Genomic DNA, 17,146 nt, shown 5'->3' on the forward strand with positions numbered 1-17,146 from the left:
GGTAACTAAAAAGCCCCACCTGTGTAAGCAGGTGGGGCTTTTTTATGCCTGGAGGTTTGAAATCAACCGGGTTGAAAGATCAGCGCAGCAGGCACGTCCACGTCCCACAACACACCTGGATCGTCAACCTCGATCTCCTTGATCCGCGCGCCCTGGAAAAGCCGTTTGGCGCCTTTCTCCCCGGCAAGTGCCATGAGCGCCGGCCCGAACGCACGACCAAAAGCGACGGGGTGCCCATACCGTCCGCCATGGACCGGTACGCTGATGGCGTCGTCCTCCACTGAACGGGCCACGCGCTCGAGTGTGTCAGCATGAATGAAGGGCATGTCGCCCAACGCAATCAACCAGCCGCGATGAGCAGGCTCCGCCGAAACGGCAGCAGCGATACTGTCGCCCATGCCGGGTGAATCCAGCACCACCACTTCACAGCCGTGACGCAGGCCCAGCTCGGCCACGCTGCAGTAATCGGCTCGGGTCAGCAGGACGGTCTTATCGGCAAGGGGGCTGACGTTGACAAGCACCTGCTCCAGCACAGATCGCTCCGTGCCGTCACGCCCGAGGCATTGCGCCAGGAGCTTGTTACGGTGGTCACCGGCAACAGCGCGGTATCGGCTGCCGTGGCCCGCCGCCAGCACGATCGCGCACAGGCTTTCACTCATGATTAACCCTCACTGAATAGGGACTAAGTGAAGCTCAAACCGGAGGACACGCCCCGGTCAATAGAGGTTGGGTTCCATTTCCAGCGCAACACCGAAGCGCTCGAAGATGTCCGCCTGAATCCGCTGCGCCAGAGCGAGCAATTGCTCGCCCGATGCCTGGCCATAATTGACCAGCACCAGCGACTGCAGCGCATGAACCCCTGCGTCGCCGTCACGGAAGCCCTTCCAGCCCGCCTGCTCGATCAACCAGCCGGCCGCCAGCTTTACCTGGCCATCGGCCTGAGGGTAGCCGACGACGCCAGGGTGCGTAAGTTTGATGGCAGCCACACGCTCGGCGGACACCAGCGGGTTCTTGAAGAAGCTCCCTGCGTTGCCCAGCGTGGCGGGGTCCGGCAGTTTTTCGCTGCGAATGGCGCAGATCGCCCGGCTCACGTGCATCGGCGAAGGCTCTTTGATGCCCTGCTCTTCCAGGCGCTGACGCACCGGCCCGTAATCGAGGTGAAGGGTCGCCGAGTAGCTGAGCTTGAAGCGAACACGCAGGATCAGCCAACGGTTTGGCTGACGCTTGAATAAGCTGTCGCGGTAGCCGAACTCGCAGTCGGCCAGGACAAATTCCCGCAGCTCGCCGCTGTGCCGATCAATCGCGGTCAGGCTGTGAAAAACATCCTTGAGCTCAACGCCGTAAGCGCCGATGTTTTGCATCGGTGCAGCGCCGACGGTGCCGGGGATCAGGCTGAGGTTTTCCAGCCCCGCCAACCCCTGGGCGAGTGTGTCCAGCACGAACGGATGCCAGGGCTCGCCCGCCTCCGCTTCGACAATGGCGCCGTCGCAATCCTCGTGAACGATGCGGATGCCACGGCTGGCCATGCGCAATACAAGGGCATCGACGTCACGGGTCAGCAGCAAGTTGCTGCCGCCGCCGATGACCATCAACGGCACGTCGTGGCGGGTCGAATACGCCAAGGCCTCGCATACGTCGTCGTCGCTGAACGCCTCGGCAAAGCGCCGGGCGCGGACATTTACGCCGAACGTGTTGTAGGGCTTGAGAGACACGTCGTGTTGCACATTCAGCGTCATGGATGCGTCCGCGAAAACAGTGGAAGAAGTACCAAACCCACGCTCATCAAGCCTCCAGCAGACGACGAACGCGTTCCAGGTCTTCCGCGGTATCGACGCCGGCCGGTGGCGCCTCGAGGGCGTCGGCCACGTGAATGCGCACACCGTGCCAGAGCGCACGCAACTGCTCGAGGTTTTCGGTGTTTTCCAGCCAGCATGGGCCCCAGCTGACGAAGTCGTGGAGAAAACCGGCGCGGTAGGCATATATGCCGATGTGGCGGCGATACGGCACGCCTTCCGGCAGCGTGTCGCGGGACTTCGCCAAGGCATCGCGAGCCCAGGGCAGCGGCGCGCGGCTGAAAGTCAGCGCCAGGCCGTGGAGATCAGAGCAGACCTTGACCACGTTGGGATTGAACAGCGAGGTCACGTCCTCGATTGGCTCGGCGAGGGTCGACATGCGCGCCTCGGGATGAGCCGCAAGATTGTCGGCGACCTGATCGATCACGGCGGGCGGGATCATTGGCTCGTCGCCCTGGACGTTGACCACGATGGCGTCGTCGGCCAGACCCAGCTGGGCGGCGACTTCAGCCAGGCGGTCGGTGCCGGAATTGTGATCGTCGCGGGTCATCAGCACTTCGGCGCCGAACGCCTGGCAGGCGTCGACGATGCGCTGATCGTCAGTGGCAACCACCACGCGCTCTGCGCTGCTTTTGCGCGCCTGTTCCCAGACGTGCTGGATCATCGGCTTGCCAGCGATGGTTTTCAGTGGCTTGCCGGGAAAGCGACTGGAGCCGTAGCGCGCCGGGATGACAACGGTGAACGCTGCGGTCATTTGTCCAGACGCTCGTCAGTGGTAAGGGTGCGCGCTTCGCTTTCCAGCATCACCGGGATGCCGTCGCGGATCGGGTAGGCCAGGCCGGCGCCTTTGCTGATCAGCTCGGTTTTGTCGGCGCTGAGCTTGAGCGGACCCTTGCAGATCGGGCAGGCAAGAATGTCGAGCAATTTGGTGTCCATAAGAGATCCTGAGCGAGTCATGGCAAAAGACGGGTTAACTGCGAATCGAACCAAATGACGAACGCCGGCGAAGGCACGGCTTCCACGGTCAGGTACCACCAGTCCGGCGCGGCAAAAGACGCGCATTTGACGGCGTCCTTCTCGGTCATGACCAGGGGCAATGCCGGGGTGAAGGACAGCGCCTGGGCACTGAACACGGCGTGGTCGGCGAACGCATGTGGAACAGGCCGCCAGTGTAGTCCTTCGAGGGTGTTGAAGAAACGTTGTGGGTTACCGATGCCGGCCACTGCGTGGACCTGCTGACCGCGCGGGAAATGATCGACCGGCCGGCGCTCACCGGTGACCAGGTTGACCAGCGCCGAGGGCTTGAGCTGAAACCCGAAGCCGTCTTCGCGATCCGCGCCCGCGCCGTTGTACAGCAGCGCATCCACGCTCCGCAGCCGCTCGACCGGTTCGCGCAACGGGCCTGCCGGCAGGCAGCGGCGATTGCCAAGCCCGCGGACGGCATCGATCAGCACCAGTTCGAGGTCACGATTCAGGCGATAGTGCTGCAGGCCGTCGTCGGAAAGAATGAGATCAAGAGGCTCTTCAGCCAGCAAGGCGCGCACGGCCTGCGAGCGATCCGGGTCGATCATCAACGGCACGCCAGTGCGGTTGACGATCAGCAGCGGTTCATCGCCCGCGTGCTCGGCAGTCTGTTGCGGCAGTACCCGCCAGGGCAGGCTCGGCGGTTTTGCGCCGTAGCCCCGACTGACCACACCGATGCGCAGCCCGCGCGCCCGGCAATGATCGATCATCCAGAGAATCAGCGGCGTCTTGCCGGTGCCGCCGACGGTGATATTGCCGACGACCACCACCGGAACGGGCGCTTTATAAATGTCGCCCTGCCCTGCGAGGAAACGCGCGCGCTTGCGGTTCACCACGCGCCGGTACAGGCATTCGAGCGGGCGCAGCAGCACCAGCGCCGGATGGCCGTTGTACCAGGCGTCGAGCAGTCGGTCAGTGAATGCCATCAGTTAGCCGATGCGGCCTCGACGGTGGTCATGCGCAAATGGGCGAAACCGAGTTTGCCGGCGGCGTCCATGGCGGTGATGACAGCCTGGTGCGGGGTCTTGCCGTCAGCGCTGATCGACAGCGGCAGACTGGTGTCGCCCTCGGATTCCTTCTGCAGGGCGTCGATGAGGGTTTCCAGCTTGCTGTCGCCCAGCAGGGTGTTGTTCACCGAATACACGCCGTCGGCATTGATGGTGATGTCGACGTGTTTTTTGTCGACGTCATCGGCCGAAGCGCCGGTCACCGCCTGGGGCAGGTCAACGCGCAGTTGGGTTTCCCGGGTGAACGTGGTGGTCACAACAAAGAACAGCAGCAGGATGAACACCACGTCGATCAGCGACACCAGATTGATGTCGATGGTCTCCCTGGGTTTGCGACGGCGGAATTTCACTTCTTCTTGCCCTCGCCACGTGCGGCAGCCTTGATGTCCGGCTTGGCGTCGGTGAGGTCGACGTCACGGTCGCCCTGCACGACTTCCACCAGCTTTATGGCTTCCTGTTCCATGCCGACCACCAGCTCATCGACGCGGGTTTGCAGATAGCGATGGAAGAAGATCGCGGGAATCGCAACGGTCAGGCCTGAAGCGGTGCAGATCAATGCCTTGCCAATACCGCCGGCAAGCATGCCAGCGTTTCCGGTCATGCCGCTGCTGGTGAACGAGCTGAAGATGTCGATCATGCCGAGCACGGTGCCCAGCAAACCCAGCAGCGGCGCCATGGCAGCGATGGTGCCGAGTGTTGCCAGATAGCGTTCGAGCTCGTGAATGACCCGGGCTGCGGCTTCCTCGATGCACTCCTTCATGATCTCGCGACCATGACGGGAATTGGCCAGACCGGCGGCGAGGATTTCACCCAGCGGCGAGTCGGCGCGCAGCTCCTTGAGCTTCTCGGCGCTCAGTTGCTTGTCCTGAATCCAGCGCCACACCTGGCCGAGCAAATGCGGCGGCGTGATGCGACTGGCGCGCAGGGTCCAGAGGCGTTCAATGATGATTCCGACGGCGGCAATGGAACTCAAAATGATCGGCAGCATCATCCAGCCACCTGATTTGACCAGCTCCCACACAGCGACCACCCCCTGAAAAAAAGTGGCGCCACTCTAACATAGCGTCGGCGCCTCGCCGAACGTGTCGATGAATAACCAGACCTTTCAGTCACGCCAGAAGCGTCGAGTCCTACGTTCGGCCAGCGCCTTTTCGTAAGCGCCCAATTGCACGGTGATAGCACCCAGCACAGCGCTGTCGTGAATCTCCATGCCCGACCATGTGTAGCGCGACATCACCAGCGGATGGGGATGGCCGAACGCATTATTGCGGCCACGGGAAATCAGCACACCGCGAGCGCCGACCGCCCGCAGAAACCCCCGCGACGACGAGCTGCGGCTGCCGTGGTGGGGAGATTGCAGCCAGTGGGCGCTGACGTTGAAGCCGTCGTCGAGCATCGCGCGTTCGGCAGCGACGTCGATATCACCGGTCAGCAACAGCCGCTCGCCATTGGCCTCGACGCTTAGCACACAGGAAGCCTGATTGCCCTCGTCGGCCTGCTCCCAAATCCATGTGGAGAAAGTGACCTCATCCCACGTCCATGTTTCCCCGTTACGACAGGACTCGGCTGACAATTCGGTCGGCATGCGCCCTACGTCACCCGTCAGCACCCGCGCGACCGGCACGCCCTTGCGAACGGCAGCGGCACCACCGGCATGATCGGCATCGGCATGACTGAGCAGCAGGGTGTCCAGTTGCTTGAGCCCGGCGCGGCGAATGGCCGGCAACACTACGCGCTCGCCGATATCGAAATCACCGAAACGCGGCCCCGCGTCGTAGAGCAGGGCGTGGTTGCGGGTGCGCAGCAGGATGGCGAGCCCCTGCCCCACATCCAGCTGCAGCACTTCGACCTGCCCGACAGGCACGGTTTTCTGCGGCGGGAAGATGCACAGCAACAGTAACGGCCAGCCCAACGGACGCATCGGCAGGCCTTTGGGCAGCAACAGCAGCAACGCGCCGAACAGGCTCAGCGGCCAGACCCACAGTGGCACGTGGGGGCCGGTCCAGGCGGGAGCGAGATCGGCCATGAACGTCAGCCAGCGAAACAGCCCGTCCATCGCGCCGCCTGCCAGCCACAACAGACCTTCGCCCAGCGGAGGGATAGCAAGGAGCGCCGTGCCGAGCAACGCCAGGGGCAAGATCAGCAGGCTCAACCACGGCACGGCGAGCAGATTGACGGCGGGACCGCTCAAGCTCACCGGCAAGCTCAACATCAGCAGCACCGGCAACAGCCCCACCGCGATCAGCCATTGTGCGCGGGTCCAGCTCTGCAGCCAGCTCCACGGCCCGAGTCGCCCGCTGAAGATCAGCATCAGGATCGCGACCGCAAGAAACGACAGCCAGAAACCCGGGCGCAACGTGATCAGTGGCTCGGCGAGCAGCACCAGATTCAGCGCCAGCAACAGCGGCCATGTTGCGCCCAGATGGCGGAAACGAAGACGCCACAGCAGCACCAGGCCCAGCATGGTGACAGCCCGCTGCACCGGCACTTCAAAGCCCGCCAGCACGCCATATGCCAGCGCGCCCGCGAAGGCCGCGATGCACGCCGAGGGCAGCCAGGGCAGAAATGGCGGCCACGCGCCCCATCGGGCCAGGCCAGCCACCAGGCCGTAGAGCAAACCGGCGAGCAAGCCGATGTGCGTTCCGGAAATGACCAGCAAGTGAACGGTGCCGGTGTCCTGCAGGACTTGCCAATCAGCGGCGCTCAATCCGGAATCGTCCCCCAGCACCAAGGCCGCCAGACCGCCCTCCCGGCCCTGGGCATCCACACTCAGCAGGCGCTGGCGAATGCCGTCGCGCCAATTGTCCTGGGCCGGTTCGAGCAACTGGCCGTCCACCACCGTGCCGGTGGCGCCAATGCGCTGGGCCAGCAGCCACGCCTGGTAATCGAACGCGCCGGGATTGGCCAGCCCGCTCGGGCGTTTGAGCTTGACCGCCAGACGCCAACGCTCCCCGCTATTGACCGGCGGCCCGCCGTACCAGCCAATGCGGATCTGTTCGGGAAGCCGCGCGCGTCGTGAAACGGGATCATCCAACTGAAAACGCACCACGCCGTCGATTGTCTGCGGCAGCCCGACGACGCGTCCCTCCAGCCAGAGCGTTTGCCCATCGAGTCGCTCGGCCAGTCGGTCATCCAGCGCCGACGACGCCGAGACGCAGGCCCAGGTCAGCCCGAACAGATAAAACGCCAGGGGGTAGGTGCGAAACGGTAGCAGCATCAGCGCCACCACGGGCATCGCCAGCAGCAACCAGACCGGCGGTAATGCTGGCAGAAAACGTAGCGTCAGCAGTCCGAGTGCGAGGGCGAGCATCCCTGTGCGCATGAGGCTTTCCTTGTCTGCGGGTGAAATCGACCTCCATGGCTTAGCCGATGCGCCGGCACGCGCGCTTATTAATTGTCACAAAGTCTGAATTTGCGTTTGCGACTATCCGTGCATACTTCCCCGAATTTCCCGCCCACCTCGCCGGATTCCCGTATGCCACGCCACCTGATCAAGCGGTACATGCCCGATCCGAACAGCATCCGGGAACACAAATCCTTACGCTTTCTTGGCTCTCTCCTGCACGACCCCAACCTCTGGCACCTCAATCGACATTCCGTGGCGCGCGCGATGGGGATCGGGCTGTTTGCCGCCTTGATGCCGATGCCGTTGCAAATGCTGCTGGCTGCCGTGCTGGCGATCTGGGTCCGGGCAAACATGCCGATCGCTGTCAGTCTGTGCTGGCTGACCAACCCGCTGACGATGCCGCCGGTGTTTTATTGCACCTATAAAATCGGCGCGCTGCTGATGGGCTTGCCGCCGCGGCATTTCCCCGACGAGCTGAGTTGGGACTGGATCAGTGGACAGCTGTCCACCTTGTGGCAGCCGTTCTTGCTGGGGTCGGTGGTGGCGGGGATTGTGCTGGGCGTGGCGGGGTATTTCGGGACGATGGCGTACTGGCGCTGGTGGGTCGGGCGGCAGTGGAAGCAGCGCAAGGCAAAGCGCCAATAGTGCGAACACAGCAGAACATGTGGGAGTGAGCTTGCTCACGAAGGCGTCAGTACATCCGCTATATCTTCAGCGCGTGTCATACCATCTTCGCGAGCAAGGTGGAGCGCCACCCCGGTCGCTCCCACATTGGAACTCACCATGTGGGAGTGAGATTGCCCACTCCCACAGTATGCGGCGAGTTACTGACGCATCCCGCGTCCGCTCACCAGCAATCGCGCGCAGCCGAGGTACAGCACGATGGTCGCAACGACCATGAACGCCAGGGCGATGCTGATCTTGATATCGGACACGCCAAGGATGCCGAAGCGGAAGGCGTTGACCATGTGAAGCACCGGGTTGGCCAGCGACACGGTTTGCCAGAACGGCGGCAGCAGGTTGATCGAGTAGAACACCCCGCCCAGGTAGGTCAACGGCGTCAGCACGAAGGTCGGGATGATGGAAATATCATCGAAATTGCGCGCGAACACAGCGTTGATGAAGCCCAGCAGCGAGAAGATCGTCGCGGTCAGCAGCACCACGATGATCGTGATACCCAAGTGATGCACCTGCAGATCGGTGAAGAACATCGACAGCATCGTCACGATCACCCCCACCGCCAGCCCGCGCAGCACGCCGCCAATGGTGTAACCGATCAGGATGGTGTGAGGCGACACCGGCGAAACCATCAACTCTTCAACCGAACGCTGGAACTTGGCGCCGAAGAAGCTCGATACCACGTTGCCGTAGGAGTTGGTAATCACTGACATCATGATCAGTCCGGGCACGATGTACTGCATGTAAGTGAAGCCACCCATGTCGCCGATCTGCCGGCCGATCAGGTTGCCGAAGATCACGAAGTACAGAACCATGGTGATCGCCGGCGGCAGCAGGGTCTGCGGCCAGATCCGCATGAAGCGCCGGACTTCACGGTAAACGATGGTGTTCAGGGCGATCAGGTTGGGCCGTAGCTCCGAGCTCATATCGCCACCTTCGCCAGATTCTTCTCGACCAGACCCACGAACAACTCCTCAAGGCGATTGGTTTTATTGCGCAGGCTCAACACCTGAATGTTCTGCAGCGACAACTGACTGAACAGCGACGTAATGCCGATGGTCTTGTCGACTTGCACCTCAAGGGTCTGGCTATCCACGAACTGCACCGGATAGCCGTTGAGCTGAGGCGCGGCTTGCAGCGGATCCCGCAAATCAAGCAGGAAGGTCTCGACGTGCAGCTTGTTAAGCAGCGTCTTCATGCTGGTGTTTTCGATGATCGTGCCGTGATCGATGATGCCGATATTGCGGCACAGCTGCTCAGCCTCCTCCAGGTAATGAGTGGTGAGGATGATCGTGATGCCCTTCTCGTTCAGCTCGGTCAGGAAGGTCCACATCGAACGGCGCAGCTCGATATCAACACCCGCGGTTGGCTCGTCGAGGATCAACAGGCGCGGCTCGTGAATCAGCGCGCGGGCGATCATCAGACGGCGCTTCATGCCGCCGGACAATGAACGTGACGGCGAGTCGCGCTTGTCCCACAAACCAAGCTGGGTCAGGTACTGCTCGGCGCGCTCTTTGGCGATCTTCGGCGGGATGCCGTAATAACCCGCCTGGGTCACGACGATGTCGAAGGTCTTCTCGAACTGGTTGAAATTGAATTCCTGCGGCACCACACCGATCGAGCGCTTGAGCTGCGCCGGGTTGGTATCGAGGTCGTGGCCGAAGATGTTCACCGTGCCGCTGGTCTTGTTGACCAGGGTCGAGATGATCCCGATGGTGGTGGATTTGCCGGCGCCGTTGGGGCCGAGCAATGCGAAGAAATCACCCTCGGCGACGTCCAGATCAATGCCCTTGAGGGCCTGGAAACCGTTGCCGTAGGTCTTGGTTAGCTGCCGGATGGACAGAGCTGAACTCATGACTGAACACACACCAATAAAAATGAAAAAGGGAAGATAAACGAATACGAAAGTACAGTCGCCGGACTGACACGGCCGCTGACATTTACCGTGCCGCGCAGCGGGAAGATCAAGCGCAACACAAGGTTGCAAGCGCAGTGGTCGCAATGTTGCGTGCCGATGCCGTCCAAGTACAACGACATCGGTTGATAGTCAGTATTAACTCGACACGGGCTGAACTCAGGTCAGCGCGGTCATGACCGCCGTGCGATACGCCGGACGCTGTTGCAAACGTTCGTACCAGGCTTTGAGGTGGGGCAGCTCGCGACGTTCAATCGGCATTTCGAACCAGGGGTAAGCGAAGCAGCCGAGGGGAATGTCGCCCACGCCGAATTCATCGCCCGAGAGGTACGGCTGATGCGCCAGTGCTGCGTCGACGATGACCAGCAGGCGTTCGACTTCGGCTATCGCCGCGTTGATTTGCGTCCAGTCCTGTTTGTCGGCTGGCGTGCGTACTACACCCCAGAACACCGGGCGAAAGGGAGCCGCTAGCGTCGACGTGGTCCAGTCCATCCACTTTTCAGCCTGGGCACGCACCTTGGGGCTGGCGGGATAGAGCGAAGAACCAGCCGCGTATTGAGCCGCCAGATAGCGAACGATGGTGTTGGATTCCCACAGCACAAACTCGCCGTCTTCAATCATCGGCACCACGCCGTTGGGGTTCTTCGCCAGATACTCGGGCTGATCGTTGACCCCGAAAGCGCCGCCGGCATTCAGCGACTCATATTCCAGCCCCAGTTCCTCGGCGATCCACAATGCCTTGCGCACATTGGACGAGTTCTTGCGGCCCCAGATCTTCAACATGTTGTCATTCTCCGTGTGGTCAACGAGCGATGAGTGGCGTTTGCGGCGGGCCACAGTCTACTCCGGGATGCGGGTGTTCGAGCCACAACTTCCTGTGCATCGGCCAGCCCCCGAACTCCCTTGGTAGCGCGGGGTCACTATCGAAGCGCGGGCCAGAGCGGTCGACAGCGCAGCCGGTTGCGCTTATCGCACCGTCATCATGGAGGGCTGTTTATGCTGTTGTTGTGGATCGTAGTGTTGGTGGTCGGCGTGGCCTGGCTGGCCCATCGGCGTGTTGCGCCCTTCCCCGCCCTGGGCATCGTCGCGGTGTACCTGCTGGCGATGGGCGCGTTCAGCCATGCCCACGGATGGATGATTATCCCGTGGGTACTGTGGCTCGGCGTCGCGTTGATGCTGGCGCTGCCGGACCTGCGTCGCAAACACTTCAGTACGCCGATGTTCTCGTGGTTTCAGAAAGTGCTGCCGCCGATGTCCGCCACCGAGCGTGACGCCATCGACGCCGGCACGGTGTGGTGGGATGGCGAGCTGTTCAGCGGCCGTCCGGACTGGAACACCCTGCTCAGCTATCCGAAAAGCACACTGACCGATGAGGAGCAGGCGTTCCTCGACGGCCCGACCGAAGAGCTGTGTGCCATGGTCAGCGACTGGGAGATCGGTCAGGCCATGGACCTGCCGCCTGAAGCCTGGGCGCATATAAAGGCCCATGGTTTCTTCGCGCTGATCATTCCCAAGGAATACGGCGGTAAAGGCTTCTCGGCCTACGCCCACTCGCAGGTAGCGATGAAGTTGGCGACCCGCAGCGGCGATCTGGCCTCTACAGTGATGGTGCCCAACTCACTGGGCCCGGCAGAACTGCTGCTGCATTACGGTACGGATGAACAGCGCAACCACTATTTGCCGCGCCTGGCCCGTGGCGAAGAGATTCCGTGCTTTGCATTGACTGGCCCGCTGGCCGGCTCCGACGCAGGGGCGATGCCTGACACCGGTATCATCTGCAAGGGCCAGTGGGAAGGCGAAGAAGTCATCGGTCTGCGCCTGAACTGGGAAAAGCGCTACATCACCCTTGGCCCGGTCGCTACCCTTCTGGGCCTGGCCTTTAAGGCCTACGACCCTGAGCATTTGCTGGGTGACGAGACAGACCTGGGCATCAGCCTGGCGCTGATACCCACCGACACCGCGGGTGTGGAGATCGGTCGTCGTCATGTGCCACTGGGCGCTGCCTTCATGAACGGCCCGAACTCCGGCAAGGACGTGTTCATTCCGCTGGAATACCTGATCGGCGGCCAAGACATGCTCGGCAAAGGCTGGATGATGCTGATGAATTGTCTGTCGGTCGGGCGTTCGATTTCCCTGCCGGCTGTCGGTACCGGCGCTGCGAAGTTCACCAGCCTGGTTACCGGGCAGTACACCCAGGTTCGCGAACAATTCAATGTTCCGCTGGCGGCGTTCGAGGGCATTCAGGAGTCTCTGGCGCGTATCGGCGGCAATGCCTGGCTGATGGACAGCGCGCGCATCCTGACCGCCAACGCGGTGGACTTGGGCGAGAAGCCTTCGGTGCTGTCGGCGATTCTGAAGTACCACCTGACCGAGCGTGGACGCGAATGCATCACCCATGCGATGGATGTGCACGGCGGCAAGGGCATCATCATGGGCCCGAACAACTATTTGGGCCGCTCGTGGCAAGGCGCGCCGATTTTCATCACCGTGGAAGGCGCGAACATTCTGTCGCGCAACCTGATGATCTTCGGTCAGGGTGCCATTCGCTGCCATCCGTTCGTGCTGAAGGAAATGGCCCTCGCCGGTCGTAAGGATCATGACCGGGCGGTGGTGGAATTCGACGGCCTGCTGATGCAGCACATTGGTTTTGCCTTTCGCAACGCGGCCAGCACGCTGGTGTTGAACCTGGGGCTAGGGCATTTCGAAAGCGTGCCGGGTGATCGCCTGAGTCAGGGTTATTTCCGCGCGCTGAACCGTCAGGCGGCAGCGTTCGCGATGCTGGCGGACCTGAGCATGATGCTGCTGGGCGGCGAGTTGAAACGCCGTGAACGTCTGTCGGCGCGGCTGGGCGATGTGCTGAGCCACATGTACCTGGCGTCTGCCGCGCTCAAGCGTTATCACGATCTGGATTATCCCGAAGCGCTGGCGCCGCTGTTCTGCTGGTCCATGGAAGAAGCATTGGGCGAGTCGGAGCGCGCGCTGGACGAATTGCTGAGTAATTTCCCGAACCGCATTCTCGGCGGGATGCTTAGGGTGATCGTGTTCCCGTTCGGCCGTCGTCATAAGGGGCCTTCGGATAGGCTGGATGCGCAGGTCGCGGAGATCCTCGGCCGCGCCAAAGGCGACCCGGCGCTGGAATCGGTGCTTGCCGGTTGCTATCGCCCGACCGACGCAGAGGATCCGGTCGGCGCATTGCAGCACGCCAGCGACTTGCTCAGCGGCGCCAAGGCTATCCGCAGCAAACTGCATCACGGGGTGAAAAGCGGTCAGGTCAAGCCAGCGGGTGGCGAGCATCTGATTGACGCCGCGCTCAATGCAGGCGTGCTGCAGGCGGCGGAAGCGCAAACCCTGCGCGCAGCAGAGGCGGCACGACGCAAGGTGATCGACGTGGATGACTTTGATAAGGAAGAGCTGGTGGCCACCGAAGGCAAAACCCGCTGATTACGGCATACCGAGTAGGCGTGAGCTTGCTCGCGATGGCTTAGGTACAGGCGCTGATGACAGGTCAGCCCCACCGAAGCCTTCGCGGGCAAGCGCGCTTTTAAAATTGCGGTCCGCGACTTACGTCTACATACACCGCTCTTGCGAATTGTCCTACACTCCTTGGTAACAACAAGAAAAACCCAAGGGGACGCATCATGATTAACCAACGCCTGACTCATCGCTGCCTGCTCTCTGAAATCGCCTCGGGGGAGGATCTTTACAGGGGCAAGCCGACACAAACGCTGCAAACCCTTCTGATGATGGGTTTTGTCACCCGTCTGCCCAGTCCCGATCGCACCTATGCGCACCTCGCCCTGACTGAAGCAGGCCACCGGTATCTGGCCGGGTTGTGGCATTGAGATAGCCGCAGGCGGCGGGGGGATCTATACTCCCGCGCCTGTTTTTGTCTCTGAGGGCTTCATCATGGCCGACGCCAATCTCGACCACATCATGAATCTGCTGTTGCACTTGCGCGGCATCCTGGTCGCGCTGGGAGAGGCCGAGCAGGTCCCCGAGGAAAGTCATGCGCTGTTTCTGGAGCGTTACGATGAGTTGCTGACGCTATTGCCGGCGGATCCGATCGAGAGTCAGTATCTGGGGCAGGATTTGTTGTGTCAGGTGATTCAGCGTTATCCGCAGATTGCTCATTTGGTGCCGCGGGATTTGCTTTGGTTTTTCGCGGGCGATTGTCTGCATTTCATGCCGGACGATGAGATTGATTTGTATACGGCGCTGGAGGAGCGTCGCTTTGAGGCGATGGAGAACGATGAGCCGTTTGACTGGAATCAGGAGAAGCAGTTGCTGGCGATGTCGCAGTCTGAGTCGAAGCATTGATCCGGGATGGCGGTTTTAGATCAAGATCAGGAGCGTCGGCCTAACGGCCTCGGTTTCGCCTTCGGCGAGTTACTTGGAAAAGTCGAAAGTCGCACCATCCCCAAGTAACCAAGGGTGCTTGCTCCTGGTTGGGCCCGACTTCGTCGGGTTCCTTCACTCCGGTCTCGCTCCGTGGGCCCGCGCCGAACGGGCATCCATGCCCTGACGGCGCTCTCGCCGCATCCATGCGGCTCGGCCCACTCCGCGAAACCTGCGTTCAGCCTGCACCCAAGTCGCGTTTGGCGGTGTCTGGGCCTTCTGCGTATGACGATCAAGATTAAGATCAAGATCCAGATCAACGGCAGATCAAAGGCTTCCCGGCTGAAGTTGGTCCTAAGGGGGACGCCGCCGGTCCTTATGACTGCGCGCATTTGTAGGACCGGCTTTAGCCGGGAAGAGGTCAGCACGGGCGCCGCGAATTGATCGTTCCCACGCTCTGCGTGGGAATGCAGCCAAGACGCTCCGCGTCGTCATTGAGCTTGGCAGTGGCTCTGCCGCTCAACAAAACATTTTGTGATCTTACCTGCCCGCTAAATGCATATTTTTTATAATTAGCTTAGCGCCAAATCGAATTTCACAGACCCTCGACTTCCCCCTATGTTGCTGACTCGCACCCGCGCCCTCCCCTTGGTGCAGGTTGTTCCATCAGCACGAGGAATTGTCATGAGCGTCGAGTTCATCGGTTATATCGCGACCCAACCCGGGTCGGAGATTCATCCGCGCAGCGGGCCGGCGGTCCAGCCTGAGTATGTGGAGAAAGTCGCCCGTGCCCATGAAGAGGCGGGCTTTGATCGTGCACTGGTTGCTTACCATTCCAACAGCCCGGACAGTGCGTTCGTGGCGTCTTACGCGGCCAGCGTCACGACAACATTGAAGTTTCTCGTCGCACACCGTCCGGGTTTTATCTCACCCACAGTCGCCGCTCGGCAATTCGCCACGCTGGATGTGTTCACTGGCGGGCGGATTGCGGTGCACATCATTACAGGCGGCGATGATCAGGAGCTGCGCGCCGACGGCAGCTTCATTGGCAAGGATGAGCGTTACGCGCGCACGGACGAGTACCTCGGCGTTGTGCGCCAGGAATGGACCGCCGACAAGCCGTTCGATCACCACGGTGATTATTACCAGTTCGAGGGCGCTCATTCGTTGGTCAAGTCGCCGCAGCAGCCGCATATTCCGCTGTATTTCGGGGGTGCCTCGCGGGCTGCGCTGGAAGTTGCCGGTAAGCATGCCGATGTTTATGCGCTGTGGGGCGAGACCTACGAGCAAGTAAGAGACATCGTCAAACAGGTGCGGGCTGAAGCCGCAAAACACGGCCGGACGGTACGTTTCAGCCTGTCATTGCGGCCGATTCTGGCGGAGACGGAGGAAAAGGCCTGGGCGCGTGCGGACAATATTCTTGAGCGGGCGAAGGCACTGGCGCAGGCTTCAGGGTTTGAATGCCGAGAGCCGCCGAATGAAGGCTCGCGGCGTTTGCTGGAAGCCGCGGCCCAAGGTGCGCGCCTGGACAAACGCTTGTGGACCGGCATTGCCGGACTGCTCGGCGCGAAAGGCAACTCCACCGCATTGGTGGGTACCGCAGAGCAAGTGGCCGAAGCGCTGCTGGATTATTACGACCTGGGAATCACGACATTCCTGATTCGCGGTTTTGATCCGCTGCAAGACGCAATCGATTACGGCAAAAAACTGATCCCGCTGACACGCGAATTGGTAGCGCGGCGTGAGCAGGAGAAGAACGAGAAAGTGGCGTAATCGCCGCCTGCGCGGCAGGCCTCATCAACACCCCATGCCAGGCGCGCCGCGTCACGGCGCGCCAGGATTAGGTATCACGCCTGATAATCCGTGCCGTGCCGATCCAGTTCGCGGATCAGCGCGTTCCAGTGCCGTGTCACGCCCGGACCGGTGCCGCTTTTCAGGACTTTGGCCTGTTCTTCCACTTTCTTGACCACTTCCTCGGGCGGGAAGATCAATTCGGCATTGCCCGCCGCCTGCGCCGCTATCTGAATGTTGCACGCGTATTCGAGGTTGTGGAGCTGCTGAAACGCGTGCTCGACACTCACCCCTGCCGTGAGCAGACCGTGGTTGCGCAGGATCATCACGCTCTTGTCGCCCAGGTCCGCCACCAGGCGTTCACGCTCGCCGAGGTCCTGCGCGATGCCTTCGTAACCGTGGTACGCCACGCGCCCGGAGAACCCGAGGGAATGCTGGGAGATCAGCAACAGCCCGTTCTTCTGCGCAGAGACGGCAATCCCGTCGCGGGTGTGGGTGTGCAGCACCGCTTGTAAATCAGGGCGCGCTGCATGGATGGCGCTGTGGATAACGTAGCCGGCGTTGTTGATGCCCAGGCCGGTCGGGTCATCGACGAGGGTGCCGTCGATGTCGACCTTGACCAGATTGGACGCGGTGATCTCGTCGAACAGCAAGCCAAAGGCGTTGATCAGGAAATGCTCATCAGGCCCCGGCACCCGCGCGGAAAAGTGCGTGTAGATGTGGTCGGTCCAGCGTTTCAGGGCGGCGATCCGATAAGCCGCCGCCAGTTTCACCCGCACCTCCCACTCTTCCGGGCTGACCCGATCGCGCAAGCTGCCGGCGTTGACGGCGGTGCTGACGCCGGACTGAACGGGTAAAGAACTGACGTTACTCATGCATGACTCCCTGGTGGTCTGGTTCAGACGTAATCGGGGCAGCCTATGCGCTGAGCAAACCATTTAGAAATCACATTTTCTTATAAGCTAATTATTAGTTTTTTTTATTATCTGGCTGAGCTTTTCATCAGGCGGCGTCGGCTGAAAATCAGACCTATCAGCTGCATTAGTGCCATCAGACTGCCTACCGCAATATTTACTGACAGTTCTCCGCCCCTCTTTCAACCGTGTCTAAATCGTCTCATACCGGTGGAGTCCAGCAGCAGCAATCACCCAGAAGCAGCCATTTGCAGGCGATGCCGCCTCAAGTGCGATGCACAGCGTCTACCCGCTGATTGCTCCGCGACTACTGGACTCCGCCCCGCCCAAGTATTGGTTTTTCA

17 protein-coding genes are annotated in these 17,146 nt (G+C 61.3%); 5 read left to right on the top strand and 12 right to left on the bottom strand.

The window, feature by feature from the left end; translation table 11 throughout:
• Window positions 1–62: 62 nt before the first annotated feature.
• The 8 genes from FX982_RS00180 to FX982_RS00215 form a co-directional block, all read right to left on the bottom strand.
• Window positions 63–659 (bottom strand): nucleotidyltransferase family protein, encoded by a 597-nt coding sequence (locus FX982_RS00180; RefSeq protein WP_172609188.1) that lies wholly within the window; start codon window positions 657–659, stop codon window positions 63–65.
• 57 nt (window positions 660–716) lie between these two features.
• The gene (murB, locus tag FX982_RS00185; RefSeq protein ID WP_172609189.1) at window positions 717–1,736 is read right to left on the bottom strand and encodes a UDP-N-acetylmuramate dehydrogenase; all 1,020 of its coding nucleotides are present in this window, start codon (window positions 1,734–1,736) and stop codon (window positions 717–719) included.
• A gap of 46 nt (window positions 1,737–1,782) precedes the next feature.
• Window positions 1,783–2,547 (bottom strand): 3-deoxy-manno-octulosonate cytidylyltransferase, encoded by a 765-nt coding sequence (gene kdsB / locus FX982_RS00190; RefSeq protein WP_172609190.1) that lies wholly within the window; start codon window positions 2,545–2,547, stop codon window positions 1,783–1,785.
• Entirely contained in the window at window positions 2,544–2,729 is a 186-nt protein-coding gene (locus tag FX982_RS00195) for a Trm112 family protein (RefSeq protein WP_003174668.1), read from the bottom strand. Before FX982_RS00195 ends, kdsB begins: the two co-directional genes overlap by 4 nt.
• 17 nt (window positions 2,730–2,746) lie before the next feature.
• Window positions 2,747–3,742 carry a tetraacyldisaccharide 4'-kinase gene (lpxK, locus tag FX982_RS00200; protein WP_172609191.1) on the bottom strand — a complete coding sequence of 332 codons (996 nt, stop codon included), beginning with the start codon at window positions 3,740–3,742 and terminating at the stop codon, window positions 2,747–2,749.
• Window positions 3,742–4,173, bottom strand: a complete 432-nt coding sequence (locus FX982_RS00205; RefSeq protein ID WP_172609192.1) for an ExbD/TolR family protein — start codon at window positions 4,171–4,173, stop codon at window positions 3,742–3,744. Before FX982_RS00205 ends, lpxK begins: the two co-directional genes overlap by 1 nt.
• The gene (locus FX982_RS00210; protein ID WP_172609193.1) at window positions 4,170–4,844 is read right to left on the bottom strand and encodes a MotA/TolQ/ExbB proton channel family protein; all 675 of its coding nucleotides are present in this window, start codon (window positions 4,842–4,844) and stop codon (window positions 4,170–4,172) included. Before FX982_RS00210 ends, FX982_RS00205 begins: the two co-directional genes overlap by 4 nt.
• Window positions 4,845–4,928: 84 nt before the next feature.
• On the bottom strand, window positions 4,929–7,145 hold the full coding sequence (locus FX982_RS00215) for a DNA internalization-related competence protein ComEC/Rec2 (protein ID WP_172609194.1): 2,217 nt from the start codon (window positions 7,143–7,145) through the stop codon (window positions 4,929–4,931).
• Between the two features lie 153 nt (window positions 7,146–7,298).
• Between FX982_RS00215 and FX982_RS00220 the strand changes: the two genes are divergently transcribed.
• Window positions 7,299–7,814, top strand: a complete 516-nt coding sequence (locus tag FX982_RS00220; RefSeq protein ID WP_122623770.1) for a DUF2062 domain-containing protein — start codon at window positions 7,299–7,301, stop codon at window positions 7,812–7,814.
• A 179-nt stretch (window positions 7,815–7,993) separates the two neighbouring features.
• Here FX982_RS00220 and FX982_RS00225 read toward each other — a convergent pair whose 3' ends face one another.
• The 3 genes from FX982_RS00225 to FX982_RS00235 form a co-directional block, all read right to left on the bottom strand.
• Complete coding sequence (locus FX982_RS00225) at window positions 7,994–8,773, bottom strand: ABC transporter permease (RefSeq protein ID WP_065993104.1); 780 nt, start codon at window positions 8,771–8,773, stop codon at window positions 7,994–7,996.
• Entirely contained in the window at window positions 8,770–9,702 is a 933-nt protein-coding gene (locus FX982_RS00230; protein WP_172609195.1) for an ABC transporter ATP-binding protein, read from the bottom strand. The genes FX982_RS00225 and FX982_RS00230 overlap by 4 nt, the downstream gene beginning before the upstream one ends.
• 219 nt (window positions 9,703–9,921) lie before the next feature.
• On the bottom strand, window positions 9,922–10,545 hold the full coding sequence (locus tag FX982_RS00235; protein ID WP_172609196.1) for a glutathione S-transferase family protein: 624 nt from the start codon (window positions 10,543–10,545) through the stop codon (window positions 9,922–9,924).
• 213 nt (window positions 10,546–10,758) lie between these two features.
• Here FX982_RS00235 and FX982_RS00240 point away from each other — a divergent pair, with 213 nt between their 5' ends.
• From FX982_RS00240 to FX982_RS00255, 4 genes are all read left to right on the top strand, one after another.
• Complete coding sequence (locus FX982_RS00240; RefSeq protein WP_172609197.1) at window positions 10,759–13,203, top strand: acyl-CoA dehydrogenase; 2,445 nt, start codon at window positions 10,759–10,761, stop codon at window positions 13,201–13,203.
• Window positions 13,204–13,400: 197 nt separating this feature from the next.
• Window positions 13,401–13,604, top strand: a complete 204-nt coding sequence (locus FX982_RS00245; protein ID WP_163022082.1) for a hypothetical protein — start codon at window positions 13,401–13,403, stop codon at window positions 13,602–13,604.
• Window positions 13,605–13,668: 64 nt separating this feature from the next.
• Window positions 13,669–14,079, top strand: a complete 411-nt coding sequence (locus FX982_RS00250; RefSeq protein WP_074888183.1) for a PA2817 family protein — start codon at window positions 13,669–13,671, stop codon at window positions 14,077–14,079.
• 702 nt (window positions 14,080–14,781) lie between these two features.
• Window positions 14,782–15,870: an LLM class flavin-dependent oxidoreductase gene (locus FX982_RS00255; protein WP_172609198.1), complete on the top strand. Its 1,089-nt coding sequence runs from the start codon at window positions 14,782–14,784 to the stop codon at window positions 15,868–15,870.
• Between the two features lie 74 nt (window positions 15,871–15,944).
• Here the strand turns inward: FX982_RS00255 and FX982_RS00260 are convergent, their stop codons facing one another.
• Window positions 15,945–16,763, bottom strand: coding sequence for a class II aldolase/adducin family protein (locus FX982_RS00260; protein ID WP_172609199.1), 819 nt, complete (start codon window positions 16,761–16,763; stop codon window positions 15,945–15,947).
• Window positions 16,764–17,146 lie beyond the last annotated feature (383 nt).

It is taken from the genome of Pseudomonas graminis, assembly GCF_013201545.1.
GTDB lineage: Bacteria > Pseudomonadota > Gammaproteobacteria > Pseudomonadales > Pseudomonadaceae > Aquipseudomonas.